This is a genomic window from Clostridium sp. YIM B02569 (assembly GCF_022320765.1).
GTDB classification, from domain to species: domain Bacteria; phylum Bacillota; class Clostridia; order Clostridiales; family Clostridiaceae; genus Clostridium; species Clostridium beijerinckii.
Genome location: NZ_JAKJJX010000005.1, coordinates 206,591 through 232,841, shown reverse-complemented (window position 1 = coordinate 232,841; position 26,251 = coordinate 206,591). Strand labels below are relative to the sequence as shown.

The 26,251-nt window shown below is 29.8% G+C and carries 23 protein-coding genes and 2 pseudogenes; 6 read left to right on the top strand and 19 right to left on the bottom strand.

Annotated features, from left to right (window positions below):
• Window positions 1-128 precede the first annotated feature (128 nt).
• Together L3B96_RS06820 and L3B96_RS06815 are read right to left on the bottom strand one after the other, a co-directional pair.
• The gene (locus L3B96_RS06820) at window positions 129-818 is read right to left on the bottom strand and encodes an aspartate/glutamate racemase family protein (protein ID WP_238859580.1); all 690 of its coding nucleotides are present in this window, start codon (window positions 816-818) and stop codon (window positions 129-131) included.
• Window positions 819-948: 130 nt separating this feature from the next.
• Entirely contained in the window at window positions 949-1,836 is an 888-nt protein-coding gene (locus tag L3B96_RS06815; protein ID WP_238859579.1) for a LysR family transcriptional regulator, read from the bottom strand.
• A gap of 122 nt (window positions 1,837-1,958) precedes the next feature.
• Here L3B96_RS06815 and L3B96_RS06810 point away from each other — a divergent pair, with 122 nt between their 5' ends.
• Together L3B96_RS06810 and L3B96_RS06805 are read left to right on the top strand one after the other, a co-directional pair.
• Window positions 1,959-2,579 (top strand): LysE family transporter, encoded by a 621-nt coding sequence (locus L3B96_RS06810; RefSeq protein WP_343073064.1) that lies wholly within the window; start codon window positions 1,959-1,961, stop codon window positions 2,577-2,579.
• Window positions 2,580-2,619: 40 nt separating this feature from the next.
• The gene (locus L3B96_RS06805) at window positions 2,620-2,784 is read left to right on the top strand and encodes a hypothetical protein (protein WP_238859576.1); all 165 of its coding nucleotides are present in this window, start codon (window positions 2,620-2,622) and stop codon (window positions 2,782-2,784) included.
• 420 nt (window positions 2,785-3,204) lie between these two features.
• Here the strand turns inward: L3B96_RS06805 and L3B96_RS06800 are convergent, their stop codons facing one another.
• Window positions 3,205-3,774, bottom strand: a complete 570-nt coding sequence (locus L3B96_RS06800; RefSeq protein WP_238859575.1) for a TetR/AcrR family transcriptional regulator — start codon at window positions 3,772-3,774, stop codon at window positions 3,205-3,207.
• 258 nt (window positions 3,775-4,032) lie between these two features.
• Here L3B96_RS06800 and L3B96_RS06795 point away from each other — a divergent pair, with 258 nt between their 5' ends.
• Window positions 4,033-5,007: an NADP-dependent oxidoreductase gene (locus L3B96_RS06795; protein WP_238859573.1), complete on the top strand. Its 975-nt coding sequence runs from the start codon at window positions 4,033-4,035 to the stop codon at window positions 5,005-5,007.
• Between the two features lie 646 nt (window positions 5,008-5,653).
• On the opposite strand, the gene L3B96_RS06790 is transcribed toward L3B96_RS06795, so the two are convergent.
• The 8 genes from L3B96_RS06790 to L3B96_RS06755 all read right to left on the bottom strand — a co-directional run bounded on the left by L3B96_RS06790 (window position 5,654) and on the right by L3B96_RS06755 (window position 13,022).
• Complete coding sequence (locus tag L3B96_RS06790; protein WP_238859571.1) at window positions 5,654-7,621, bottom strand: class I tRNA ligase family protein; 1,968 nt, start codon at window positions 7,619-7,621, stop codon at window positions 5,654-5,656.
• A gap of 904 nt (window positions 7,622-8,525) precedes the next feature.
• On the bottom strand, window positions 8,526-8,867 hold the full coding sequence (locus tag L3B96_RS06785; RefSeq protein ID WP_017212431.1) for a hypothetical protein: 342 nt from the start codon (window positions 8,865-8,867) through the stop codon (window positions 8,526-8,528).
• A 182-nt stretch (window positions 8,868-9,049) separates the two neighbouring features.
• On the bottom strand, window positions 9,050-9,712 hold the full coding sequence (locus L3B96_RS06780; RefSeq protein WP_238859569.1) for a hypothetical protein: 663 nt from the start codon (window positions 9,710-9,712) through the stop codon (window positions 9,050-9,052).
• A gap of 404 nt (window positions 9,713-10,116) precedes the next feature.
• Window positions 10,117-10,569, bottom strand: coding sequence for a hypothetical protein (locus tag L3B96_RS06775; protein ID WP_238859567.1), 453 nt, complete (start codon window positions 10,567-10,569; stop codon window positions 10,117-10,119).
• A gap of 209 nt (window positions 10,570-10,778) precedes the next feature.
• Complete coding sequence (locus L3B96_RS06770; protein ID WP_238859565.1) at window positions 10,779-11,252, bottom strand: hypothetical protein; 474 nt, start codon at window positions 11,250-11,252, stop codon at window positions 10,779-10,781.
• A 184-nt stretch (window positions 11,253-11,436) separates the two neighbouring features.
• Window positions 11,437-12,054, bottom strand: a complete 618-nt coding sequence (locus L3B96_RS06765; protein WP_238859564.1) for a hypothetical protein — start codon at window positions 12,052-12,054, stop codon at window positions 11,437-11,439.
• 261 nt (window positions 12,055-12,315) lie between these two features.
• Complete coding sequence (locus tag L3B96_RS06760; RefSeq protein WP_238859562.1) at window positions 12,316-12,681, bottom strand: hypothetical protein; 366 nt, start codon at window positions 12,679-12,681, stop codon at window positions 12,316-12,318.
• Between the two features lie 197 nt (window positions 12,682-12,878).
• Complete coding sequence (locus tag L3B96_RS06755) at window positions 12,879-13,022, bottom strand: hypothetical protein (RefSeq protein ID WP_238859560.1); 144 nt, start codon at window positions 13,020-13,022, stop codon at window positions 12,879-12,881.
• Window positions 13,023-13,122: 100 nt separating this feature from the next.
• Here L3B96_RS06755 and L3B96_RS06750 point away from each other — a divergent pair, with 100 nt between their 5' ends.
• Window positions 13,123-13,347: a DUF1659 domain-containing protein gene (locus tag L3B96_RS06750; RefSeq protein ID WP_238859558.1), complete on the top strand. Its 225-nt coding sequence runs from the start codon at window positions 13,123-13,125 to the stop codon at window positions 13,345-13,347.
• A 71-nt stretch (window positions 13,348-13,418) separates the two neighbouring features.
• Window positions 13,419-13,637 (top strand): annotated as a pseudogene (locus tag L3B96_RS06745) (DUF2922 domain-containing protein).
• 196 nt (window positions 13,638-13,833) lie between these two features.
• Here L3B96_RS06745 and L3B96_RS06740 read toward each other — a convergent pair.
• The 6 genes and pseudogenes from L3B96_RS06740 to L3B96_RS06715 form a co-directional block, all read right to left on the bottom strand.
• The gene (locus L3B96_RS06740) at window positions 13,834-14,448 is read right to left on the bottom strand and encodes a hypothetical protein (RefSeq protein WP_238859557.1); all 615 of its coding nucleotides are present in this window, start codon (window positions 14,446-14,448) and stop codon (window positions 13,834-13,836) included.
• A gap of 371 nt (window positions 14,449-14,819) precedes the next feature.
• Window positions 14,820-15,384, bottom strand: a pseudogene (locus L3B96_RS06735) (nucleotide disphospho-sugar-binding domain-containing protein).
• A gap of 393 nt (window positions 15,385-15,777) precedes the next feature.
• Window positions 15,778-16,530 (bottom strand): phage antirepressor KilAC domain-containing protein, encoded by a 753-nt coding sequence (locus L3B96_RS06730; RefSeq protein WP_238859555.1) that lies wholly within the window; start codon window positions 16,528-16,530, stop codon window positions 15,778-15,780.
• Between the two features lie 24 nt (window positions 16,531-16,554).
• Window positions 16,555-16,797: an AbrB/MazE/SpoVT family DNA-binding domain-containing protein gene (locus L3B96_RS06725; RefSeq protein WP_238859553.1), complete on the bottom strand. Its 243-nt coding sequence runs from the start codon at window positions 16,795-16,797 to the stop codon at window positions 16,555-16,557.
• 552 nt (window positions 16,798-17,349) lie between these two features.
• On the bottom strand, window positions 17,350-18,063 hold the full coding sequence (locus L3B96_RS06720) for an ATP-binding protein (RefSeq protein WP_238859551.1): 714 nt from the start codon (window positions 18,061-18,063) through the stop codon (window positions 17,350-17,352).
• Window positions 18,026-19,012 carry a phage replisome organizer N-terminal domain-containing protein gene (locus L3B96_RS06715; protein ID WP_238859549.1) on the bottom strand — a complete coding sequence of 329 codons (987 nt, stop codon included), beginning with the start codon at window positions 19,010-19,012 and terminating at the stop codon, window positions 18,026-18,028. Before L3B96_RS06715 ends, L3B96_RS06720 begins: the two co-directional genes overlap by 38 nt.
• Window positions 19,013-19,580: 568 nt before the next feature.
• Between L3B96_RS06715 and L3B96_RS06710 the strand changes: the two genes are divergently transcribed.
• Entirely contained in the window at window positions 19,581-19,964 is a 384-nt protein-coding gene (locus L3B96_RS06710; protein ID WP_012059383.1) for a DUF4440 domain-containing protein, read from the top strand.
• A gap of 891 nt (window positions 19,965-20,855) precedes the next feature.
• On the opposite strand, the gene polC is transcribed toward L3B96_RS06710, so the two are convergent.
• Window positions 20,856-25,196 (bottom strand): DNA polymerase III subunit alpha, encoded by a 4,341-nt coding sequence (polC, locus tag L3B96_RS06705; RefSeq protein WP_238859547.1) that lies wholly within the window; start codon window positions 25,194-25,196, stop codon window positions 20,856-20,858.
• Window positions 25,197-25,547: 351 nt separating this feature from the next.
• Window positions 25,548-26,165 carry a hypothetical protein gene (locus tag L3B96_RS06700; RefSeq protein ID WP_238859539.1) on the bottom strand — a complete coding sequence of 206 codons (618 nt, stop codon included), beginning with the start codon at window positions 26,163-26,165 and terminating at the stop codon, window positions 25,548-25,550.
• Between the last annotated feature and the right edge of the window lie 86 nt (window positions 26,166-26,251).

Sequence of the window (26,251 nt, the reverse complement as noted above, 5' to 3'; positions counted from 1 at the left end):
CGCCTCCACGTGTCACATTACTGGAAACAATTCAATAATGTTTTTAGCATTCTTGACATTTTTGATAACATTTTTAAAAAACCTTATTTATAGTACAGTTCACAGTAACAGTTGTAAGTTATATACATCTACTCTATCGAACATAACGCTGCCTTTTCTGCATGAATTAATGTTGTATCAAATAATGGTGTTTTGGTATCTCTTTGTTGAACTAACAAGCCTATTTCTGTGCATCCCAATATTACTCCTTGTGCTCCTTTATTAGTTAACTTATCTATAATATTTAAATAAACCTCTTTGGAATGTTTGGATATAATACCTACACATAATTCATTGTAAATAATTTCATTTACAGTTTCTATATCTTCTTTATCTGGAATCAATACTCTAATCCCATCTTCAATCAACTTGGATTTATAAAAATCTTGCTCCATAGTATACTTTGTCCCTAATAAAGCGATTTTTGTAATATTTTCTGCCTTTAATACTTGTGCTGTTACTTCTGCAATATGTAATATAGGAATGCTGATAGCTTCCTGAACTTTGTCAGCCACTTTATGCATAGTATTAGTACATATAACTATAAAGTCCGCACCTGCTTTTTCTAAAGTAAGAGCTGCTTCTGATAAAATCTGTGCACTTGCTTCCCACTCTCCAGTTGATTGACATTTCTCTATTTCATGAAAATCAAGACTGTATAATAAGCATTTAGCAGAATGTAATCCCCCAAGTTTCTCTCTAATAACATTATTTAAAACTTGATAATATGTGACTGTGCTTTCCCAACTCATTCCTCCAATTAAACCAATTGTTTTCATTTTTACTTATCGCCCCAATCTTTAATATATATTATTAAGCTACTTATATTCTAACAATATAATACTATTATAGCACAATATGCCATAATTAATTTATTTAATTTTTGTTATTTGAATTTGAAACCTTATATTAACTCTTCATCATTTCTTTACTCAGATCTATAAAAGCTCTTAATGCCTTTGAGACCCACTTATCTCTATGATATACCATTTGCGTTGTCAAATAAAAGGAATCTTCCCACCAATGAAGTTCTATCAATTCATTTCGTTTCAACTCCTCCGCAGCAGCAATCTTTGGAAGCAGCGTTATTCCAAGTCCGCTCATTGTCAATTGTTTGATTGATTGGATACTGCCCATTTCCATTATTGATTTCGGAGTTACCCCAGCATCATTGAGACTTCGTTCAAAAAGATTTCGGTAACCACAGCCTTTTTCTGAAACAATTATGTTGCATTCAGCAATATCTTCAGGATAAACATGTTTCTTGAAAGTAAGTGGATGTCCTGGGGCTGCTAATAAAACTAAAGGTTCAGGAAATTCCAATTCTGTAATTAACTCAGGAGTATTGATTTTCTGACCAATAATAAAAGCAACATCAATCTGATTTTCTCTTATCAATGTTTTACATTTATTATTACTTTCCATTTTTAAAATAATTTCAATTTCCGGATAACGGTCATGAAGTTCTTTAAATATAGGAGGAAGCCTAACAGCACAAAGCGATTCATTAGCCCCTATCGTCAAAGTTCCCTTTACTACATCTGATGTACTTAAATTACTTTTTGCTTCATCACAAAGCTTAATTATTTGTTTAGCATAAACAAGAAACTGTTCCCCTTCTGAAGTCAAAGATATATTTTTTCCTAATCTTTCAAACAAATTAACACCTGATTCTTTTTCCAACTGTTGTATCTGAGCAGTGATAGCAGATTGTGAATATCCTAGTTCAAATGCTGCTTTTGTAAAATTACTCAGTTTAGCTACGGTAATAAATGCATTTAATTGACGAAATTCCATTTCTATATCCCCCAAAAAATCAATCATTTATTTTGATTGTTACAATTTAAACTATTGATTTCACTAATTATTAGTAGCATGATATCATATTACTACTATCTTTTCAAATTAAATCATTAAGGATGTCAGCTATGTTCAATTTATCTGCACTTTTATCTTATGTTCTTGTTTCAACTTTTACGCCTGGTCCAAATAATATTATGTCTATGACAAATGGTACTAACTTTGGATATAAAAAAACATTTAAATTTGTTCTAGGTGCTACAACTGGTATGGCTTTGATCATGTTATTGTGTGGTTATCTTAACTTATTTTTATTTAAACTTCTTCCCAACATAAAGTTGTCTATGGAGGTATTTAGTTCAGCATACATAATATATTTAGCTATCAAGATACTCAAAAGTAATTCTAACCCAAATGCAATTAATGATTACAGCATCAACACATTTAAATCTGGAATGCTTATGCAATTCATGAATCCTAAAACAATACTTTATGGTATAACGGTAACTTCAATTTTTATAATCCCCTACTATAAATCGAGCATAATATTATGCTTATTTGCTATATTCCTCTCATTAGTAGGATTTATATCGATGTCCAGCTGGACTCTTTTTGGTGCATTATTTCAAAAAATTATTAGCCGTCATAGAAAGTTATTCAATATTGTTATGGCATTTCTCCTAGTATATTGTGCATTATCAGTTCCCGATTTTAAACTTCTAATTCATTTATTTATCTGATGTCTAGACGGAGTACCACTTTGAATTATTAAAATGTGCATTGAAAAATGGTATAGCTTTTATTTCAGGCGAAGCATTTTTCCCAAATGGTGGTCATAAAAATACCTTACGCTTGAACTACACAAATATTAATGAAGAGAAAATAAGAGAAGGAATTAAAATATTATCAAATGTTATTAAGGAAAGTATGCTACCAAACAATTAATATGAAAATAATAAGAATGTAATAAAAAATATATCTTAGATCTTAGCATAAGAACATATCAATATATACCAATGTAAATCTTGGGTTCTTAATATTACCATTAGTATTAGGATATTTACCACCAATATTTTTCTTAAAAAAAGAAGAAGGAGAACCGCATTAATTTTGACTTGGCTCTCTTCTATTAATAAGATACATTATTAAGTTATCATTAATAAAGGAAACTCGACTCACATTCGTTCGCTGAGTAAGTTCGAATAACGAAATATAAAATTTCGATTCTCACTTATGATATGGTTCACCATATCAATAGCAAATGATGCCACTTTTTTTATTTAAAAATAGAATCTCTTCAGCATATATTCCTAGCACTTCCTCCTTAGATATATAAGGGATAGTATACTTGTCACTGCAGTTTGATTAATTAGGATCCGGTGCATTAGGCATAACTTGAATACGTTCCAACAGTGACCACAATTGTTCTGCTATATCCTTAGCTGGAATAGGTATTGATTCTATAATCCACCACTCTAGTAAACCTACAATAGCTGAAGCCAGAAACTGTAACGTCACCTCTTTGTTCATATCTCGTTTTATGCTACTGGCATCAATCACATCACTAAGGTTACCTAGAATCACATCCATCATGAGGTTTCTGAAAGTAGGGATTCCTTTGTTAACTAACAGAGTAGTATATATGAAAGCATGTTGTTCCAAATACTCAAATGTGCGAATAATAAAGGATTTTGAAAGTAAAAGCGTAGTACCGTCGAGAGTCATGCAGCTTTCAAATAATTTTTTAAAATAGATATCAATACATTTATCCAGCAAATCAAATTTATCAATGTAGTGCAAGTAAACAGTTCCACGGCTAACATCAGCTCGATCTGCTATTTCATTAATTGTAATATCTTCAAATCCTTTCTCTGCGAGCAGCTCAATAAATGCTCCAATAATTGCTTTTTGTGTTTTTAGTATTCGTCTATCCATAAGAGCCTCCTTAAAATATTATGTGAATTTTTTCAATAAAATTAACTATACGCATTTTGCTATATGAAATATTTATTAGTTAATGAACGATAAATGGAATTTTGTTAATTAATGAACAATTGCAGTTATTTTAACAATTGAAGCGAACAAGTAACTTTGTTAATATCACATTATCAGACAATAGTTAATAAGTAAACAAGTGTTTATAAATTATTAATTAGCTGAAACAAACTTTAAAAATACAAGGAGGAATTTATTATGAAAGCAATTGTTTTAAAAGAGTACGGAATTCCAGCGGTTTTACAGGAACAAGAAATAGATGTGCCAGTAATTACAGAAACACAGGTGTTAGTAGAAATGTATGCTGCTTCAATTAATCCAGCAGATTATGTATTACGTTCTGGGGCTGTTAAGGATATTTTACCAGTTCAGTTGCCGTATGTTCTCGGTGCCGATCTTGCCGGTGTTGTCATTGAGGTTGGAAGTAAAGTAACCCATTTTAAACCTGGCGACCGTGTTATGGGTATTCCTACTAACAACGGTGGAGCCTATGCAGATTATGTAGCAATGGAAGAAAACGCACTTGCAATAATCCAACCCGGTATGTCTTTTCATGAAGCTGCTGCGTTGCCAACGGTTGGTTTGACTGCCTGGCAGTCTTTGTTTAGGTATGGCAAACTCCAACCGGGACAGCGTATTCTAATTCATGCAGGCGCTGGGGGTGTAGGACATATTGCAGTTCAGCTCGCTAAACAAGCAGGTGCATATGTAATTGCAACTGCCCGTGAATTTAACCATGAATTTGTGCGACAATTAGGTGCCGACGAGGTAATTGATTATGCCACAACTGATTTTACAAAGGCTATAAGTAGTCCTGTAGATATTGTACTGGATATGGTTATGGATAGATCCGCTACAGTTTTAGATGCGAAGATAGGTGAAACTGGGCGAAAAAGTTACTCTGTTTTGAAGGATGGAGGCAAGCTCATTTCGCTGGTAGCCATGGCGATTAATGAACATCCACAAATTCGCGGAATTAAAGCTCAATTTGTTCATGCAGAACCAAACCATGATGATTTGGTGTCTATTCTTCAAAAAGTCCATGAACAAAAATTGAAGGTTCATTTGAGCGGGATTTTCCCATTTACACCTCAAGGATTATCCGAAGCATACCTTAAGTGCGAAACAAATCCTAAGAGGGGTAAGGTAGTAATTCAGAGAAAGCAAGGTTAAGATTGCATAAAATCTAGTAAACCTTTTAATCCGTATGTACAAGATATTGTGATGCTAATGAATCACATCAGCACTACCTGGAAAAGTAAGCTGAATAGTTTTTGCCGCATAGCTGCAGTATCCGAAAAGAGATTTCTTGTGCTCCAATGAAAATACCCTCCATGCCTGCAACTTGGAGGGTATTTTCATTCATATTCAGGTATTGTGAATAATTCATAAGGAATTTTTTTATTTAGATTATATAATTTGACTTTTAGAGGATAGAATAATACGCCGTATAATAACTTATCTAATTACTTATTGATTATCTAATAATACTAATTTGTGACTCTTCAAAGCATATCAATAAATCACTATATTTACCCAAATTTACTTAATATCATTTATTTGCGATACTCTTCACCCTTAATTATTCCAAACCTTAATCAGTATTCTTTGCACTTTTATCTACTTACATCAACTTACTATTATAGACATTATAAGAATACAATCCTATTATCATCTATAAGACTATATAATCCCTTATAATCTTTTTTTCATACAAGGAATAACACTACGAAATATATCTGCTAGATATAAACTGTACAAATTATCATCATGTATTAAAAGCGAATCTTCATTCTAAAAAGAGCCAGTAAATCTTCCATCAATATTGATATTCCATTTTCTTAAAGAAATCTACTTTTGGTTCAAGAAATTTAAACTTATGATTATTAGCATCTTTAAAATAAGAAGTAATAGGGTCAAATATTTTATCCCAATTCCATAGTTCATCATATATATTTAGATAATCTTTAAACATTTCACATCCTTCTGGTGCTATAGGGTGTATTAGTACTGCTATAACTTTACAAGCATAAAAACAATCTGCTATTACGTTTCTTTTCAATTCCTCATTTTTAATATTGCTGGCCCAATGTTTATTTACTTCCCTTATATAATCGTCCAGAACATATGCTATTCTATGAAAATCTTGATTATACATATGTCTTTCATATTCTAATACTGATTTCTCTGTTAATTCCTTAATCTTTTCACTTACCTCTTCTTTAGGAATATCTTCATTAAGACTTTGCATGGTATAAAAACATGAGCGAATAAGTCTATTAAATACATTTGTTAAAAGGTTTCCTTCTTTTAATACTGGATCCGCTCCTACTTTTTCTTCTTCTTTCATGTAAACTTGTGGCTTAAAACCAACACTTTTTGAAGATAATCCAAGACTCATAAAGTGCATACGTAATTGATCTTTCGTATAAAATTTCAATAATTCATCTGCCATTGGTGGCTTAATATCTGAACTGCTGCTTGCTTTTTTATCCATAAATAAAATGTGCTTATTAGAAACAATGTGTGGTAAATTTAGCTTAGTAACATCTACATTTCCACCTTTAGCCACCTTTAACCCAATGAACATAGCCATTTCAGCAATTGAATAAAAATATATATTATCTTCTCCTATAAATTGATATACCATTGAATCATCATTATCCCACCAATTACGCCATTCTTCAGGATTCTTACCTCTTGACTCCAAATACGCTTTTGTAAAAGAAATTGGAGCCCATAAAGATTCTGGCCACACCCAGAAGGTTAAATTTTTTAAATCTTCTTTATCAGGTACTTTTACTCCCCACTCTATATTTCCTGATAATCTAAAAGGAACCAAAGTCTTACCACTAGTATAGTTAATATTTAAATTATCCAATATTTCTTTTGCCTTATCTCTATCCTCTAATGTTTGGAAAATAAACGCTAGTGAAGATTTTTTCTCTTCATCTATGGTTTCATGGCTTGGAAATTTAGCTTCTAGATCATTTACATCTTTTATATATTTTCTTGGAACATATATTAATGGCTTCTTCAAAAATTCATCTATGGTGTTAATTTCATACTTTCGTCTATTAGTATTCTTCTTTAAAAACTCATTAAGTTCCTTCATTATATCCATTGATTCATCTAAGGTAAAATACCAATTATCTACACTTTTTAATATTGGTTTATTTCCTGATAAAGTGCTAATAGGATTAACTAATTCAGATGCCATATATTGATGTCCTAATGAACATTCTTCTGCATAAGCTTTATCAGAGTTACACCCAGCTATTGGACATTTTCCTATTACTTGTCTTCCATTAAGAAATATTTTCTTATCTTCATCATAAAATTGCAATGCTGACATCTTTTTTATATAACCATTTTTAAATAAAGTATTAAATATTTCTTCTGAAACTTCATTATGAAATTCTCCTGTCCTTCCAAGGGCTGAAGCTCCAAAAATATTTAAGCTGATATTGTAATCTTCTAAGGTTTTCTTTTGACTTAAATGATTTGCCTTAACATAGTCCTCCATAGTATTTTCGTATCCATTTTCTTTTAGCTTTCTGTAGCTTTCAAGGATAGGTGAACCATAGCAATCTGTACCAGATACAAAAATAACATTTTCTTTCCCTATTCTGTCTCTTAAAAATCTTGCAAATATATCTGCATGAATGAACATTCCTCCAACATGGCCAAAATGAAGATTCTTATTTCCATAAGGCATTCCAGCTGTTACTATAGCCTTCTTTGGAAATATTGGTCTTTCGTTTTTTTCTATTCTTTTACTTATCATAAACTTCTCACTCCTTAAATTTCTAACTTTCATACTTGGGATCATCAAAAAATAAAACATGTATGATATTTTAAACTTATAATTTTTCATATGCTTAATTTTAACGTCAAAAAAGCCCCTGTAGAAAATATATCTACAGGGGCGAAACTTCTAGTTCGCGATGCCACCCTTTTCCCTATAATGTCACCATTTTAGGCTCTTCAAGTACACCATCTCCCTAAAATTATAGGTTAAATCATACTCTGGTTCTGTAACGTGAACTTACGTCATAGCATCACTTATAATTAATTTTTATCTTATATTTAGGCATAAGTAACATCACATCTTCTTCAAATGCGAGTTATAGGTTGCACTCTCTAAGATAATTCAAACTAAATTCAGCGAAAATTAAATTTCACCCAAAAAAGTTTTACTTTATAAGATCCGTATGCAGCTCCGAGACTTGTTTCATTATGATTTCATAATTTCCTCACACCAAATGGAAACTCTCTGAGTATTCCCTCATAACTACTCTTCTCTTCATAGCTTTTATTTTTGTACAATTATATACCTTATAATGTTAAGTGTCAATTATATTGTTTAATAGTTTTTCATCTACTTGAAATCCTTATAACTTTTTATTCTATAGATGTGTGATGCAATAATTTTTAACAAACTTATTAACGGTCTTGTTGGTTAAAAGTATGTTTTGCTATTAATTATTTGGGCTTTAACTAGTTTTCAGTATGTTCTTCTGAATTGTATTAATGTCTTGTTATATGAATAATGTGAAATTTCCTTAGTTTTTTAACAGCAAATATATATATTTTAGTACTAGTATGACATCTTATATTTTTGTTCAAAATAATTTTCATAAAATATTAATTTAATGAATTCTATATAATTACCCCAAATAAATAAATTATCAAAACTGATTAATTACATGTGGTGAAACAAGCGGCAATCCAAAAAAGAAAAATAGAACTAAGCCACTTATAAATGTAATAGTATTTATAAAAATAAATCTTCTAGGATATACTGTACCTTTTGATTTTTTTTTATAATACAATATGAACATTAAAATAAAATATGCAACAACTGATAGAATACCTCTTATAATACCTTCATAGCTTGGATGCTGGAAAATAGGATCATTTGGGAAACTATACTTAAAAGTATATATCAGGTCAAATATAACTAATATCGAAAATCCGAAAATCCATGAAATTAATATGATAACTATATCAATAATTTTTACTAAAAACATTATATTCTTCGCCTTTCTCAAATTAATTTGTATTTATCATCTTTATAATTTAACTGTAACACAAACTTGAAATATCAAAATATTTATATTTTTAAAAACGAATGTTCACTAATTACTACGTTAATTATATTAATTGAATATGTTGTATTAAGATATTCTCATCTACATTACACCAAAAATAATTAATCTCTTGTTCCAATTTTACACATTTCACCGGACATATTTACTTCATAATCTTCATATTTCATTTCGCCCCAGATTGTATCTACGGGTTTAATATTATGAGTAGCAATTACTGTATCAGTAGATGATCTGTAATAAGCATAAGCAAAGTACTTGCTCTCAGTCCAAATAACTGTTTTATTATTTAAGTCTAATATGTAGCACGTATCTGATTCTGCTGGTTTACCACTTGCAACTGATATAAAGACAGTTGTATTATTATCAAATGGATATATATAAATATTTTCATTTGATCCAAAAGATTGAATATAGTCTTTGCTATTTTTATCTATAGGAACATTGCAATATAAATGCACCTTTTTCTCATTTAGTTCAGTATTTACATATTCTAAGTCGTTTGAAATAAAATAACTATCATATTTAAAATTTTGTTCTTGTCCATTTATATAGCCGTCAGTATTATCTTCAATATTTTTATAATAATATTCTTTATTATCTAAATTTAAATTAAATCTCACAGATTTTAAATAATTCTCTTGTTGCATTTTTTTTAGTTGTTCCATTTTTATTTCTGAACGTTCATTCTCTATTATTGAATAAACATTTATCGCCAATATAAATGAAATAATTAAAATAAAAATTATTTTTACTATTTTTCTCATAAAATATCCCCCAAGCAAGCCATATAATAGTTTTTTCACTTTATTATTGACTGTAATTTTGCTTCATTGTTGTATATTATAACATTATTTACTTTATTTCTACATTGCTCATCCATAAGAGTTTTAATGCTTTTATTTTTTACAAAAGTACCATGAATAACCATTATTAGCCTAATTAGAATAACTGTAGCATGTCCTATTATATGACTAAGAGAAAATTTTATATATTATAAACCTTATGATATTACTTAAGTACAAATGTGCACTTTATTAGAATGATGCGTTAAAAAATCGCAAATTCAATTTCTTGAATAATGCGATTTACAATTTATTATCTAAATTCTATTGATTCATAACTTAAGAAAATTGTGATTGACACTTTTAACAAGTTCATCAAAACTTATCTAAGGCTTGCTCATTTGTATTTGTTTAATAACAGGTTCTGATATCGAAACAATATCGATTATATGATTAAGGCAGACAATCCCATAATGTTTAAATGTACCAGGATAATCTTCTGAAGCAAACGTTCCAACCTTTATGAAATCTAAGTACCTTGATTTCCTGTAAATTCTAAATGACTTACCCTCAAATTCCTCATAATTATCCATGGATGTAAAACTCTCATTTAAAATCGAATATCCAATATATGATTCAAAATCAATTTGTATTAAGGGATTCGTATAATCATAATTAATTGAATGCACATTTTTAATAACTTTATTGCCAATATTTATTGATTGAGAAATAACATTTGTTTTACTCTTAATAAAAGTTAACCTAAGAAAATTTTCTTGTGGCTCATTTAAATTATTTAAATATATATTTTCTAAATTCATTAAATCTAAGTAGTTCAAAATATCACTTCCCTCATTATAACCTACTATTAAGAATTAATTATAGCACATCTTGTAAATACCACATTATTCAATTTTTAAAGAACATTATTTTATTTACTACTGCGCACTTTCTACATTTCAAGTAAATTATATTAATAATTAGAGATACATTGTATCAATAGCAATTTGAAATACATATAACTTACATACAAATTTTTAATCAGCAATTATTCATACGGCTCATCTATAACCCAAGGAATTTCACAAAATAATTGAAGTTCAAAATACGATTCATAACCAGAAAGATTTCGCAAACTTGGATACAATTCTTTTGTAAAATAAAACTCTACCTCATCAGTTAATGTACTTGTCTTAAATACCTTCTTTCCATTTTCTGAAGCATTTTCAGCCTTATCAGGTTTTTCTAATATGTTACCACTAATTAAATAATTTACATCATATAGGAATATATTATCAGCAACTTTATCCAGCTTATAAGCGCATATAGGTGTTTCTGGAACAATAAATAAGCTCTCTAAAAAATCTATAAAAACTTTAGGCAAATGCCTTATTCCATAATAATAATTTCTACAATCTGAACAACATTCACGTAAACCATCTCTATATAACTGTGAATAATAATTTTTAGTTTTTTCCTTATCAATTTCTATTTTCCAACCTTCAAAAATAATACTCTTCAACTCATCACCTTCAGCAAATAATTTACAATAACTACTATGTTAATATCGCTATTTCAAACTTATGGTTTCTTTTAGTCAAGCTTAAAATTCTCCTCCTCTACAAATTAAATTAAATCATTTTATATTAAAATCCCATAATGATTTATATCAGTTCATCAATTAGCTACATGTCATTCAGATTATATTACACAAGGTTTAAAGAAAACCATTTTTCAAATTGCTGTACCATCAAATCAGTATATGTTCTTGAATGTTTACTGATATGATTATATAAAGGCCCTTTAGAGAATTTAATTAAATCATTTCTAACTAATTTTAGTTTTTCGATCAAAATATCCCTATCACACTCAACAAAGTAAATCTCACTTGACTGTTTTGTCTTAAAATCATCAGACCATATACGAATGTTGTTTCCAACATACTCAAAGCAGGGATATGGATCATGTCCTAACCATGGTGATGATTTATCAATAACTGCAGCTAATACTTCATTCCAACTTTCCAAACCGCAACAACAGCTTGGAAATATATTTCTATTTTCTCCAACAAATAATATTCCTCCTGCTATTACTATTTCATCTTCCTCTAAAACTTCTTTCATAACTAATTCTGTACCCTGCTCAATGTTAATATTATTATAGCCTAATAATTCAATTAAAAATAATTCCACATCGTTTTCTGATGAATCCCCATCTAAAACAACAAATTCTCTCCTCTGGATCTTGTCATCAATCCAACTTGGAGCCTTATAATATGGATTTTGAACTATAGCTTTAACCTCTAACAATTTACAACTATTCATCTATTTCACCTTCATATGCATAACAGCTTATTCCATTCCTTTATTCATATTTTAATTCATCCTAACAACATATTTTCAAAATATCATACTGCTCAATTCTCAAAGAACAAGTTGTTTTTGTCCACCTCAATCCCAAATTCGTGGTATTGGCATAATTAATATCTGAGCAATAAGTTAAATTATTGCTCTTTCCATATCCATTTTAGAATATACACACATTATCTATTATATTAAGCTTCACACTTTTTAAATTTGGATTGATTATAGCAACCCAAATCTTATTATATCTTCAAGTTTATTAATTGCAATTTCTTCCTCATTGGTAAGCACATAATTTTTATTAATCATTGTATTAATTAACAACTTACTCTCTATACTCTGTTTTAATATTTCCTCTAACGTTAAAAATGCTTCTCCTAAAGTAATATCACCATTTTCTATATTTTTAGAAAAAATTGCTTCTTTAACAACTGAATTATTTAATTTAGAATAATACCTAATTGTATAAATTGGCTTCAAATATTCCCTGTCTTCGTCATTAAAATTAGTCGCTATATCTACTGCATACTGCTTTATATTATGAATTTCATCGTTATCTTTTCTACTATTAAATAATCCAAATAACATAATTATTCCACCTCTTTATATCATTAAATTCATGCCGCGAACTTCTCATTATAAACATTGTAAGAATATAGGCTTATCATTATCTATAATACTATATAACCCATTATAATCTAATTATTGCATACATGGAATAATTATCTAATTCACCAAAAAATAAATATGATAACATTCGTTTATACTACCACATTATAGATTTCTTAAATATTTTCTTTATCACAAACATTATTAACCTTTATCTTATCTAATTCTTCACTAAGAATCATATATTTTTTTGTAAGACTTAAAACTCTTAATACATAAATGATTGTTGTTACTAATAGAATTACACATTCCTCTAACATCCATAGTGCTAAATTTATAAATAATCTTCATCTACTTATGTAATAACTGAAATTTATCCATATATCCTTTATGAAAACAAAGTAAAGGAGGTAATGAAACATGGCTATAACTAAAACTATTGACTCTGTTTCTCTTAGCATTGAGGTTCAAAAAGGTCTAGACAAGGCTGGGGATCCAATTTATACCAAGAAAACTTTCTCAGGTATTAAAACAGATGCTACACCTGAAAATGTCTATGCTATTGCAGATGCAATTAAAGGTGTTTTAGAAGCTAACACTAGAGATTGCTTTATTAATGAATCTTCTAGTTTAGCAAATGCTTAGGATCACTTTTTTAGGAAACTCTACTCACATTCGTTCACTTAAGTAAATTTTAAAGATTGGGGGGAAATTAAATGGAATATACTTTAGCTATGACTTTTTTAACTTCTGCTGGTGAAAAAAGCACTTTAAGTGTTTCTGGTGTTAAAACTACTCTTACAAAAGATTAAGTTAACGCACTTATGGACACTATAATTTCAAAAAATGTTTTTAAAACTAAGGCTGGCGATCTAGTTAAGAAATCCGGTGCTCAGGTTACTCAAAGACAAGTTACTAAATATGAAGTAGCTTAGTTTTAGGTAAAATTATAGAAGCTTACCATTCTTCGATATGCTCCCTTTATAGGAACAGCTTTATTCTTTTAACTGTCTACTATAAATGGAGCATATCACTTATATGGCAAGCTTCTATTTTTTATTCAATATGTTTTATTTTACCTTGGAACCTGAATCACTTACTAGTAACCCATATACATTTTCCTTATTTGTTCTAACCTATCTGTTGTAATTTACTCATCCACCAATCTTTATCAAAATATATAGGCCTAACTGGAATCATAACAATATATTCATTGTTTGCTTCTATAATTTTGGATGTTCCTGTATATACTAAATCTATATACAAATTAAATGGCTTAACTTTCCTTTGAACTTTATTTTCAAATTCACTAATATATTCATTAATTTTTTCATTGCCAAATCCTTCAAAATAGGAAAGAGCATTCCTGCCTCCACCAACCATTTCCCACCATTCTATAAAAGGTCGCCATGCATTTTTACAACATTCCCTTAATTCATAGTATGGAAAATCTGAATAGTCAGGTGGATTAAACATATTATCCCAATGGTCAAATCTTTGTTTTGAAATAACCTTTTCCCCTCTACCTTTAATCATATTATTAAACCATTCGCTCCATTGTTCTTTTAACAAAGGTAATTGTTTATGACATTTGTTACTAAAATACTTTGAAGGCCATAACCTATTTTCACCTTCTATATTATCAATATCTATTAATCCATATAGGCAACCAGTAAAAAGAGCAAAGTTTAATGCCATATCACTAGATACTACTATCTTCCATGATTCAGTTCCTTCTTTATACATATTATAATTCTCCTTAACTATACTAGCTCATCACGTCTTACCATTATAAATCAATTATAACATATATTGTTTATTTCTCTTTGACCTTAGTATTAAATTTAAATTATACTAATTACAAAAAATGGACTTTTTGCGATTTATATTATCGCTTTGTTATTTTCTTATAATTAATGTATAGAATATTAAAATCGTGTCAATAGTTAAAATACGTTTCCTATTCTTAATAAACATAGAGATAGCTAATCATTATTCTCCTAATATTTTTCGCTATCTCTATTTTTTTTGTAAAGAATAAAAGACAGACTAAGTATTTTTACCTAATCTACCTTTATTGCAACTTTTATTTTTTAATGCATTAGTTTTAATAAATCTTATTGATTTATCTTATCTCGTTTTAATTTAAAAATTTCTTCAACTGCTTTTTTATAACCACCAGATTCTTTAAAAGAATCACTTATTTTTCTCATATTTTCAAGATAACTTGAATCAGTTAAAACTTTCTCAACAGATTTTCTTAAAATTTCTGGATTAATATTATCCTTATCAAGAGAAATAGTTGCACCTAACTCTTCAGCTCTTTTTGCCATATATGGTTGATCTGCACCTATAGGTATTGCTACAAAAGGCACATTGTTATACAATAAGTCACTAGTACTATTCATCCCAGCATGAGTTATTGCTACATCAGTATACTTTAAAACCTCTGATTGGTTTATCTGGCCCCATATCATTAGAAGTCTTATGTTTTCTTTTAAAAAGGCTCAGTTCCACTCTATAACTTTTAAATTTGGCACCTGTTTTTTCAATTTTTTCTTTAAAGTCTTCTGAGCAGAAATATGTAATTTCTTCTCCTTGTTTTACTAATTCATTTACTAATCCCAATGTAGGATTTATATGACCATGCGCAGGTATACTTAAAAAAAGTACCTTTGACATAAATCAACTTCACTTCCATTCTTTATATTTACAATTACATATTCTCATAATACTCATATTAATTAAATAGCATTTTCTCTAAACGTCCAAATCCACACATTAAATGTAAATTCCTCGGTATTAAGTTTAGATTTTCTAACCAGAATATATTAATTAATATATTCTGCATTTTTTCCCATGCATATTATTTTTTTTGCATGAATAAGCAAAAATTATTATCACCTTTCATATTTATCTTTTAATATAAAAAGCAGTAGTTAAAGACCTCCTAACTACTACTTTTAAAATTTAAAATATGATTTATATTAATAAATTCCATGGTGCTTTATATTAAATATACGTAAATATCTAGCCTTTATATTTGCATATCCTAAAATAAGGAGAATGAGTTTATTACTCCCCAATTTTTCTTCTTATAAACTCTATTCCCTTTTGAAATACCATTGTCTTAATGTTTATCTTTGTTTCACCACTAGGTACTGTGTATTTTTGCTCTAATACTCTAAAATACCCTAAGTCTACAAACTGTTGATAAGGAATATTGTTTTTATCCAAAACTTTCTTTTCTCTTAAGAGTGAGAATAAATTATTTCTTCCCATTCCTCTTATAGCAAGAACCTTTGCAACATGTCCCACTTCAATGCTATCTTTAGATCCTGCAACATCGTCATAAAATTGTCCTTTAGGCTCTAATAGCTTTACCTTATTTTCAGCTTCAAGCCTTGCTTTTCTCTCTTCTTTTAACTTAGTAGCTGCAGCAATAAGTAAATCTGGATTATCTAATAATTCATCTGTAGCATACATTCCTGTTTTCCGTATGCTAGGCAATACCTCATCAAAAATCCATGCTTCAAATTTCTCTGCTCCAGGTAATTCTGATTTTGCTGCTAACCTGTAAATATCCCCTTCAGGAATGACGCTCATTTCTATATTTTGAATAACATCTGTTCCGTCTCTCCTCTTTCCAGTAGCTACCCCTATGTCGTGTTTCACGACACCCTTGCAATGCCTTAAAATTGCATCTCTTGGGTTTTTATATCCCAAAGCTTTTGCTATATCAATCCCAACAGCATAATCTTTATTATTAATTTTTACCCATCTTATTTCTCCAAATCTTTCATCTTTAAAAATTCGTAAACTCTCCATTTTGTTTATCCCCTTTTTATAGATTTAACCTTGACCTAACGCCTTTTTGCACTCATCACATACAAGTGCATCTCTAAACTTTGAAATACCTTTATCATTTCCACAAAAGATGCAGCCTTTACTGTATTTCCTAACAACTACCTCATTATCAACCTTAATTATTTCCATAGAATCTCCATCATTAATGCCTAGTACCTTTCTTATTTCTTTTGGTATTACAATCCTTCCAAGTGGATCAAGCTTTCTCACTATTCCTGATGCTTTCATTTTTACATTCTCCTCTACAAAATTATTTTCTTTTATATGATTAAATCATTTCTTGTATATCTCAAATTTTATATATTTACTAAGCCATCATAACCACAATATATTGAGATGATTTCTTGCCTTGAATTACTCTTGTCTTTTCTTCTAATATTCTTATTTTCTTTTCTAAAATTAGATTTCTGGGCACATGAGAGAAAATAATAAATCCAAAATGCCATGATTATTTTTCATCAGGCAAGGAAGTAGATTGGTCTTATAGCGGGCCTATTAGGGCAATCTACTGATGTAGCATGATGGGAAATAGGCTTGTGATTATTTTTTTGAATGTGCCTTATAACCTAGTTTGATATTTTCTCCAGTAAGCTTTATATTTTCATTGATAATTTCCTCAATAGCTTTTTTATCCATATCTAAACACTCCTTAAATTTTCTTAATTTCTAATCAAAATTTTGACCTATTTAACCCCATAATTATTGTGTATTGAATTTATCTTAATCTAAAGTTATTGTTTGGTGAATTTGCTTTAATCTATAGTTGTTGTGCATTTGAACTTATTTTAATCTAAAGTTATTGTGTATGTCTTTCTCAATTTCCACCACATAATCCTTACTCATCTCATAAATTCTTGAACCAACAGCTTCATCAAAGTTTAGTAATCTTTCTATACTAAATTCACTGCTGACTATGATTGGCAGAAAGTTTAAATATCTATAATTAATGATTTCAAAGACTATATTTATATCACTTTCATTGATTTTACCCTTAAAGAGATCATCAATAAGTAAAACCTCACATAGCTTATATTTTGAGATGGTCTTAACGTAATATTCTTGGTCAAGGATATTTTGCTTTATATTAGTAATTACATCTCTATAAGGCATGTACACAACTTTAATCTTCTGCTTTAACAAATTTAATCCAATTGCAACACTGAGATGAGTTTTGCCACTGCCTACCTGACCACAAAGTAGAATGCTATTTCTTCTGCTATTTCTAATTTCATCAAAATCAGTGCAATAAGCTGCTGATGTATCCTTTGCTCTTTCTGATGCTCTATTCCACACTTTATAATTAGCAAAAGTATGCTTTGTCATTTCAACGTTAATCCCTGAATGCTTCCATTCATTTTTTACCTTCTCAATTTCTCTACACTCACAGCTAACTGCAAGTGGCTGCCTATTTTCTTGTGGAATAAGTACCCACCCAGTATCACAGCATTTATCACACTTATATGAGGCTTTTTTCAGCTTTTTTTCGCTGCTCATCTGTAAGGCTTCGTGGTTCCTTTGGTTTGAATCCTGCAAATTTGTTTTTATCTGGGTTACTATTATTTCCATAGCTTTTATTGACATTTTTCTTTACCTCCTTATCATCTGGATATCCTTCTCTTCTCCAATTTTTCAGTATGCCATCAATGTAGGTCATATTAGGTTTATTAGCTTTTAATGCTATATCTATAGCCATCTTTACATATTCTTGACCATGCATTCCTATAGCTAACTTAAGTGCGCCTAAATTAAGAACATTAGGTATTCCAGTTATTAGTTCACAATACTTAGCAAGTTCAATAGATTTAGAATTCATATCATCTTCTTTCTTTATCTCTCTATCTTTATTATTCTCATTCTTAATCTTGTTCTTATTCTCTCTCTTATTCTGCACCGTTACAGTAACGTTACTTTTATCATCTGTAACGTTACAAGATTTTTTTGTAATGTCACAAATATCATTTATAACTTCAATGCTATATTCTTTACTTTCAGTACAGCTATGTTCATCAATTTCAACACTAGTTTCTTCACTTTCATTAACTACAGCTTCAAGTTGTTTTTTCTTTTCTCTATGGTTTTGAACTCTTTTTCTATTTTGATCTCTAACTCTGTCCATTCCCTCAACATTTTGGTGTCTTTCCCAATTCACTATTCTGATTACGTTATTTTCAGCTATTTCAATCATTTGAAAATCTGATAATACTTTTAGTGCAAGTCTTATAGACGCTAGAGGCCTTGAGAATATTGTAGATAACATTTCATCAGTATATGGGATGTTCTCATTTAGATATATAAGTCCATTAGCATTAGTTTTGCCAGCTTGTATAAGTAATCTTATCCATAAATAATGAATAGTATCTCTCTCTGGCATTGCATCCACTAATTTCATCTTTTCATCATCATGCATGTTAGTAGATAACTTAATCCATTTAATATCTGCCATGTTTCTCACTCTCCTTTAAAAGAAATGTTTTAAACCTTTCCAATTTTTCCATGAGGACATCAATCTCACGGAAGTACATACATCCGTCTAATGCCTAGACATTCTAATACTCCAATCACTTCCGATAGAAGTTAAAAACGTATACTCTTAGACATTTTACCTTGTGGCTACATTGTGGCCCTTGGGGTATAAGTTCAACTAAATCCATCTTAAATACAAAACTTAACATGAAAATTTTTACTTTATATATACTCTAAGTATTTTAAGGTCCAAACTGTAAACCTATCTTTCAAAATTATTACAAATAAAAATTATATTTTTCTTTTTTAATAGCTATTAACTCATAAAAATGTATTCTAAAATTGCCTTAATCCTCTTCATAATTTAATTCTCATTAATAAAGATTAATATCTATTAGGGGCATATATATGAATAGTCAATCATAGCTTTAAATTTAGGTAAAAATGAATTGTTGAAGAAATGGGAGATTACTTATATACTCATTATTAATAACATTATTGATAGAAAGATTGATATTGAAATACATATCATAAAATGAGGTGAATACATGAACAGTATTAAAGATCACATATTACAATTAGAACAGGAGTTATTAAAATCAGAAGTTAGAAAGTCAGCTGATAAAATAAATGGCATGCTATCAAATGACTTTATTGAGTTTACTAGCTCAGGAAGTGAATATCATTACAAAAATGGTGATGTATTTCAAGAACAGAATAATCCTCAAACATTATATGGAGAAATCTCAGATTTTAAAATAAAGGAACTGTCCGATGATTGCATATTAGCAATGTATAAAATAATAAAGCTCAATGAGTTGAACGAAAATAAAAAATATTCATTACGCAGCTCCATATGGAAATGCTTTGATGGTAAATGGAAAATGATTTTCCATCAAGGAACTTTATCATCTAACTCTGAAATAATATAGATAAGCATTATATTAGAAAGCAAAAATATTTTTATCTCTGCTTTTTAATATAATATTTATTACAAAATACATTATAGTTCTCTAATGACTATTTATTATAAAATCCAGATTTAATCATAACTGCATTTATATAATTACAAAAACTAATCTCAATATGAATATCACAAACTCTTTCCGCGAATAATAAATAAAAAGTAAGGTGGTGATATAAAATGGGATCTTCTCAATACAATAGAAATAAGAATGATAAGAGCAATGTTGATAAGATGAAGGGCAAGAATAATCGTGATAAAGGCAACAATCAAGTTGGCTCAACAGATAATGGAAAATAATCTATTTTACTTAAATATATTATAACTAAGTTAACAGCAAATATATAATTAAAAAACACAGCCTACATCAATACTCAGTAGGCTGTGTTTTTTATGTTATTTTTATATAAATTTTTAGTTTAAATTTTAAAATACTAATTAAGCGAAAGTACAAATTCACTAGAAAACCTAAATTCCACTTATAATTTAGACCATACTAGAAAGAGAGAATACTCTAGTTCATATCTTAGTTAGTTTATCTATGATATCCAAATTAATATTTAAATCTATAAGATAAACATATTTACAAACTTGCTAAAACTTTGAGGTAATATCTTCACTAGAAATCATAAATATATTTGTGTAGAAAACATTTGAAAATGAGCTGCTAAAAATTCTTAGTTGTAGGTTGTTCCACTTTTGCTTGTCACACTGAAAGTGGGAGCATGCTGAAGTGGTGCAATCTGCAACTTAGGATTTTCAGCGATATTTTCATAGTTTTTCGGAACAAAATATTTATGATTTCGGTAAGTTACCACATAAGTTTAGTTTCAAAGTTGGTTTATCTATAGTCATAAATCTATACTGCGTCAAAGAAACTCATTTGATCACTTTCTGGAAGTCCATTTAAACAATCAAATTTTCTAAGAAGCTCTATGGCAGCATTACCAATCTTTGAACGTTTCTTTACATCATCTACTGAATTAAATTCCTTTTCCTTTGCTGCACTTGCTATACCTTCTGCAGCTACATTTCCCATACCTGCTATACTGTTTAATGGCGGTCTTATTCCATCTTCTTCTAGCTGGAATTTTGTAGCACTAGATTTATATAAATCAATTGGAAGGAATTTAAATCCTCTTTCATACATTTCCAAAACTATTTCAAGGTCATCATACATATCCTTATCCTTAGGACCAGCCTCATTTCCAAGAGCCTGAATTTCCTGCATCTTTGCTTTAACCTTTTCTTTTCCAAAGATCATAAATTCTGCATCAAAGGCTTTTGCTCTTATAGTAAAGTATGTTGCATAATAAGCCTGAGGTATATGAACTTTAAACCATGCTATTCTAAATGCCATCATTACATAAGCTGCTGCATGGGCTTTAGGGAACATGTATTTTATCTTTTTACAAGACTCTATATACCATTCTGGAACATCATGTTCTCTCATCATAGCTTCATATTCTGGAAATTTAGGTTCTTTTAAGGCTTTACCTTTACGAACAGTTTCCATTATTTTAAACGCGGTATTAGGTGGAAGTCCTTTTCTAATTAAGTAAACCATAATATCATCTCTGGTACATACCGCATCACTTATGCTGGTAATTACTCCATTATCAATTAAGTCCTTAGCATTTCCAAGCCATACATCTGTACCATGTGAAAGTCCTGATATACATAATAAGTCTGAGAAAGTCTTTGGTTTTGTATCCACAAGCATTCCTCTTACGAACTTAGTACCAAACTCAGGAATTCCAAAGGTTCCAACCTCTGAATTTATCTGATTTGGAGTTACCCCAAGAGCCTTTGTTGAGAAGAATAAGGACATAGTATCCTTGTCATCCATAGGAATCTCATGTGGGTCAACCCCTGTTATATCTTGAAGCATTCTTATAACTGTCGGGTCATCGTGCCCTAGTATATCAAGCTTCAATAGATTTTGGTCAATAGAGTGATAATCAAAATGTGTTGTTATAATATCTGAGTTAGGGTCATCCGCAGGATGCTGTACAGGGCAGAATTCAAATATTTCTCTTCCTTTTGGTACAACTATAATTCCTCCTGGATGCTGACCTGTAGTTCTCTTTATACCAGTACACCCTACTGAAATTCTTATTGTTTCAGCTTTGTTTATTGTAATATTTTTTTCTTCATAATATTTTTTAACATAACCAAACGCTGTTTTTTCTGCTATAGTACCAATAGTCCCTGCTTTAAATGTTGTTCCCTTTCCAAAGATAACTTCTGTATATCTATGGGCCTTTGCCTGATATTCCCCTGAGAAGTTTAAATCTATATCCGGCTCTTTATCTCCATTAAAGCCTAGGAATGTTTCAAACGGAATATCTATACCATCTTTATACAGATTTTCTCCACAAACAGGACATACTTTATCTGGTAAGTCAAAGCCATTTAGAACGCCATAATCCTCAAAATCAGAATACTTACATTTAGGACATCTATAATGAGGTGGAAGCGCATTTACTTCTGTTATACCAGTCATATTTGCAACAAAGGATGAACCAACAGATCCTCTGGAACCTACTAAGTATCCATCTTCATTTGATTTCCATACCAGCTTCTGAGCTATGATATACATTACTGAGAATCCATTTTTTATAATAGAATCCAACTCTTTATCAAGTCTCGCCTGAACTATTTCTGGAAGTGGATCTCCATAAAGTTCATGGGCTTTTTCATAGGCGATATCTTTTATTGTCTGCTCACAGCCTTCTATGTGTGGTGGACATTTTTCAGGAGAAATTGGGCTTATTTGCTCACACATATCTGCTACTATATTAGTATTTGTAACTACAACTTCATAAGCTTTTGTTCTTCCTAAATAAGAGAATTCATCAAGCATTTCTTCAGTAGTTCTTAAATATAATGGTGCTTGATTATCTGCATCCTTAAATCCCTGTCCTGCCTCTAATATACGTCTGTATATTTCATCTTCAGGATCTAGGAAGTGAACATCTCCTGTAGCCACTACAGGCTTACCTAATCTTTCTGCAAGTTCTACAATCTTTTTATTAATTTCTTTTAAATATTCTTTACTTGGAACTTGCTCCTGTCTTACTAAGTAATCATTATTTCCTAAAGGCTGAATTTCTAAGTAATCATAGAAATTAGCAATTTCCTCAATTTGTTCTTCTGGTTTTCCAAGAAGTATCGCTTGATATAATTCCCCTTCACTACAAGCACTTCCAATGATTAAACCTTCAGAATATTTCTTAAACATGCTCTTTAATATACGTGGCTTTTTATAAAAATAATCTAAATGAGAATATGATACCAATTTATATAAGTTCTTTAATCCCACGTAATTTTTTGCTAGTATTATTGCATGGTGAGTTTTAACCTTTTTATATGCTACTTTCTTAGCTTCTTCATCAGCTGCATATAAATCTATATCTGATAGAGTTTGTGCGCCTCTTTCTTTTAGCTTTTCAATCATTATGTTAAATACCTTAACAGTTGTATCAACATCATCTAAAGCTCTATGGGCAACTTCAACCTTTATTCCAAGATTCTTAGCAATTCTTCCTAGCTTATAAGATTTATAATCAGGGAATACATCTTGCGCTAATCCTAAAGTATCTACATAGGTAAAATCAAACTCATAACCTAAAACTTTCGCATTATGCTTTAAGAATCCAATATCAAAGTCAGCATTATGCGCAACCAAAACACTTCCTTCAATAAATTCAAGCAATTTAGGGAAAACTTTATCAATTGTTTCTGCATTTTTTACCATATCATCAGTTATCTTTGTAACCTCTACAACTCTCATAGGGATTGACTTTTGAGGGTTTACAAAAGTACTGAACTTATCTATAACCTTGCCATCCTTAATTTTCATTACTCCTATTTCAGTAATCTTTTCTGTCTGAGGAGAAAAACCTGTAGTTTCTAAATCAAGAACACAGTATACCGTATCAATACTTTCTTCCCTAACATTTGTTACAGATGGTTTTTTATCTGGAGCTAGGTAAGCTTCAACTCCATATATGACCTTCATATCTGGATTATCTCTTCCAAGCAATTTGTGCGCTTCTGGAAATGACTGAACCACTCCATGATCAGTTATAGCAATAGACTTCATTCCCCAGCTCATAGCTCTCTTAATTAAATCACTAGCACTAGACATGGCATCCATCTGGCTCATTTGAGTATGCATGTGAAGCTCTACTCTCTTGACCTCAGAATTATCCTGTCTCTTATACTTCTTTATTCCATTTGTTTCAATAACAGTGTTAGCAATAAGTTCAACTTCATGAGAGAAATTACTATATCCTGCATTTCCAGCAAGTCTAAGCCCCTTAGCCTTTTTTATTCTAGAAAATACTTCATCATACTCAGTAGGCTTTGCAAAAATCTTGCAAGTCATAGAATTTGATCCATCATATAAGTCAAAGGAAATTAACATCTTTCCACTTCTTAATTCTTTTGCTTCTAAATTAGATATTTCACCCTCTAAAGCTACTCTTCCTTCATCAGGTGTTATATCATTAATTTTAATTATGTTTTCCTTAATATTAGCATTTCGCCCTAAAATCAAGAATGGATTACTTGCCTTTTTGCCATCGCCCTCAGCTTTTACCTCTGGCTTACCTTCTTCAGCTTTAGGTACTTCAGGAGGATTATTGCTTTGGTTAATTTTTATTTCTTTAATAACTTTCATCTCATTAGCACGTTTATCTTCTGCAATTTTTACTAATTCTTCGCTATCTATTTGGTCAATAAAGTTGATATTATAATGTTTCCCGTACATATGCTTTATAGCTTTATTAATTTGCTTATCATATTCCATGGTTTTTAGAAAACCTGCTACAGGAATTTTAAAATTAAAATTTATAGTATTTCCTTCTATTTCATAGTCACTATTATTAACCGCTGCCTTTAATGCAGGATACTTTGTAGATAAGGAATATACGATATTTTTCAATTCTTTTTCTATAGGTCTTATTTCAACCTCGTCACTATACTTTACAATAATTTTAGAATCATTTAATCCGAATTTGTCTTTTATGAAACTATTGAAACTTTCAATTTCCCCTAGTTCAATATAATTATCTGAACTAATTTCCATTTCCAGCACTTTAGTTTTCTTACGCAAGACTACGGATTGTATAACGGCAGTATTTATGCTACCAGCCGATTCATAATCACTAAAAGCTTCATTTATTCTCTTCATACTACTCATTAACCTTTTCTAAAAAATTTTCAGTATGCTACTATTATATAGATTAAACTTGCAATTTGTTAAGCTTCAAAAAAACGCATAGAAATAATTCTATCAAAAAAGTATTCCTATACCTCCCTCATATTTAATCTAGATAATATTTATATCATTTTTTAATCTCAACTAATTTTTCATTTGTAAAATAATTAATCAATTAGTAGTTTTCCGACATCTAATTATCATTCCATAATCTAATAATGTTGTCAAGGCAAAAGAATGTTTGCTAATTCTATTAGACGTTGAATTCACTGGCAAATTAATAAATAATAAAATTTGCATACATTCTTCTTATAGTAAAACTATTTATTTTAACTCAGAATGGCACTTGCCAACCGTTTCCTTTATTGCCATAGCGTTCTCATTTTCTGATGAAATAACTAACTGACTTATGTAATTATTATTAAATATCTCACAGTAAAATTCCTTACTCATTTCATCAATTTCTTCATAATTTTCACTCAACTTCTGTAATAAATCCTCTTCACTAAGTCCAGCGTTATCTATGAAATAATATAGATTCATTCTATTTACATATTCTTCAATTCTTTTAAAATTATACTTATTTACAACAAATCCTATTACATAATCTTTATCAGTTTTTTTAGTTCCCTTTTTTATGCTAATACCAAACATAGATACTTCTGGTACCTTCTTTATTTCAAACTTCTTATATGCTATTCTTGAAATTCCTAAATGCTCTATTATTTCTTCAACTGGCACCTCATGTTCCACTTGATTTCCAAAATACAACATTCTAGAGTCTAAAACTATTAAACAAAGGTTTTCTCCAATCATTTCATTTAAAACCTTTACTTTAAATTCCTCGCTTCTCTTCATTCCATAGTATTCCACGAAAGTTTTAACTCCATCCTCATCTTCTTCGCTTCTTACCTTTAATTTATTCCCGCCAAATAAAAACATATTTTCCTTCTCCTTCATCAAGTGATATATAACATTATAATATATAACTGCTTGTTTAATAAATTAAAAACTGTAGAAATTTAAAA

Excerpts from the sequence above, each read along its gene's own strand:
- L3B96_RS06820 (WP_238859580.1), bottom strand. The coding sequence starts at position 818 with ATGAAAACAATTGGTTTAATTGGAGGAATGAGTTGGGAAAGCACAGTC.
- L3B96_RS06815 (WP_238859579.1), bottom strand. The coding sequence starts at position 1,836 with ATGGAATTTCGTCAATTAAATGCATTTATTACCGTAGCTAAACTGAGT.
- L3B96_RS06810 (WP_343073064.1), top strand. The coding sequence starts at position 1,959 with ATGTCAGCTATGTTCAATTTATCTGCACTTTTATCTTATGTTCTTGTT.
- L3B96_RS06800 (WP_238859575.1), bottom strand. The coding sequence starts at position 3,774 with ATGGATAGACGAATACTAAAAACACAAAAAGCAATTATTGGAGCATTT.
- L3B96_RS06795 (WP_238859573.1), top strand. The coding sequence starts at position 4,033 with ATGAAAGCAATTGTTTTAAAAGAGTACGGAATTCCAGCGGTTTTACAG.
- L3B96_RS06790 (WP_238859571.1), bottom strand. The coding sequence starts at position 7,621 with ATGATAAGTAAAAGAATAGAAAAAAACGAAAGACCAATATTTCCAAAG.
- L3B96_RS06785 (WP_017212431.1), bottom strand. The coding sequence starts at position 8,867 with ATGTTTTTAGTAAAAATTATTGATATAGTTATCATATTAATTTCATGG.
- L3B96_RS06780 (WP_238859569.1), bottom strand. The coding sequence starts at position 9,712 with ATGAGAAAAATAGTAAAAATAATTTTTATTTTAATTATTTCATTTATA.
- L3B96_RS06765 (WP_238859564.1), bottom strand. The coding sequence starts at position 12,054 with ATGAATAGTTGTAAATTGTTAGAGGTTAAAGCTATAGTTCAAAATCCA.
- L3B96_RS06760 (WP_238859562.1), bottom strand. The coding sequence starts at position 12,681 with ATGTTATTTGGATTATTTAATAGTAGAAAAGATAACGATGAAATTCAT.
- L3B96_RS06755 (WP_238859560.1), bottom strand. The coding sequence starts at position 13,022 with ATGTTAGAGGAATGTGTAATTCTATTAGTAACAACAATCATTTATGTA.
- L3B96_RS06750 (WP_238859558.1), top strand. The coding sequence starts at position 13,123 with ATGGCTATAACTAAAACTATTGACTCTGTTTCTCTTAGCATTGAGGTT.
- L3B96_RS06740 (WP_238859557.1), bottom strand. The coding sequence starts at position 14,448 with ATGTATAAAGAAGGAACTGAATCATGGAAGATAGTAGTATCTAGTGAT.
- L3B96_RS06730 (WP_238859555.1), bottom strand. The coding sequence starts at position 16,530 with ATGGAGAGTTTACGAATTTTTAAAGATGAAAGATTTGGAGAAATAAGA.
- L3B96_RS06725 (WP_238859553.1), bottom strand. The coding sequence starts at position 16,797 with ATGAAAGCATCAGGAATAGTGAGAAAGCTTGATCCACTTGGAAGGATT.
- L3B96_RS06720 (WP_238859551.1), bottom strand. The coding sequence starts at position 18,063 with ATGAGCAGCGAAAAAAAGCTGAAAAAAGCCTCATATAAGTGTGATAAA.
- L3B96_RS06715 (WP_238859549.1), bottom strand. The coding sequence starts at position 19,012 with ATGGCAGATATTAAATGGATTAAGTTATCTACTAACATGCATGATGAT.
- L3B96_RS06710 (WP_012059383.1), top strand. The coding sequence starts at position 19,581 with ATGAACAGTATTAAAGATCACATATTACAATTAGAACAGGAGTTATTA.
- polC (WP_238859547.1), bottom strand. The coding sequence starts at position 25,196 with ATGAAGAGAATAAATGAAGCTTTTAGTGATTATGAATCGGCTGGTAGC.
- L3B96_RS06700 (WP_238859539.1), bottom strand. The coding sequence starts at position 26,165 with ATGTTTTTATTTGGCGGGAATAAATTAAAGGTAAGAAGCGAAGAAGAT.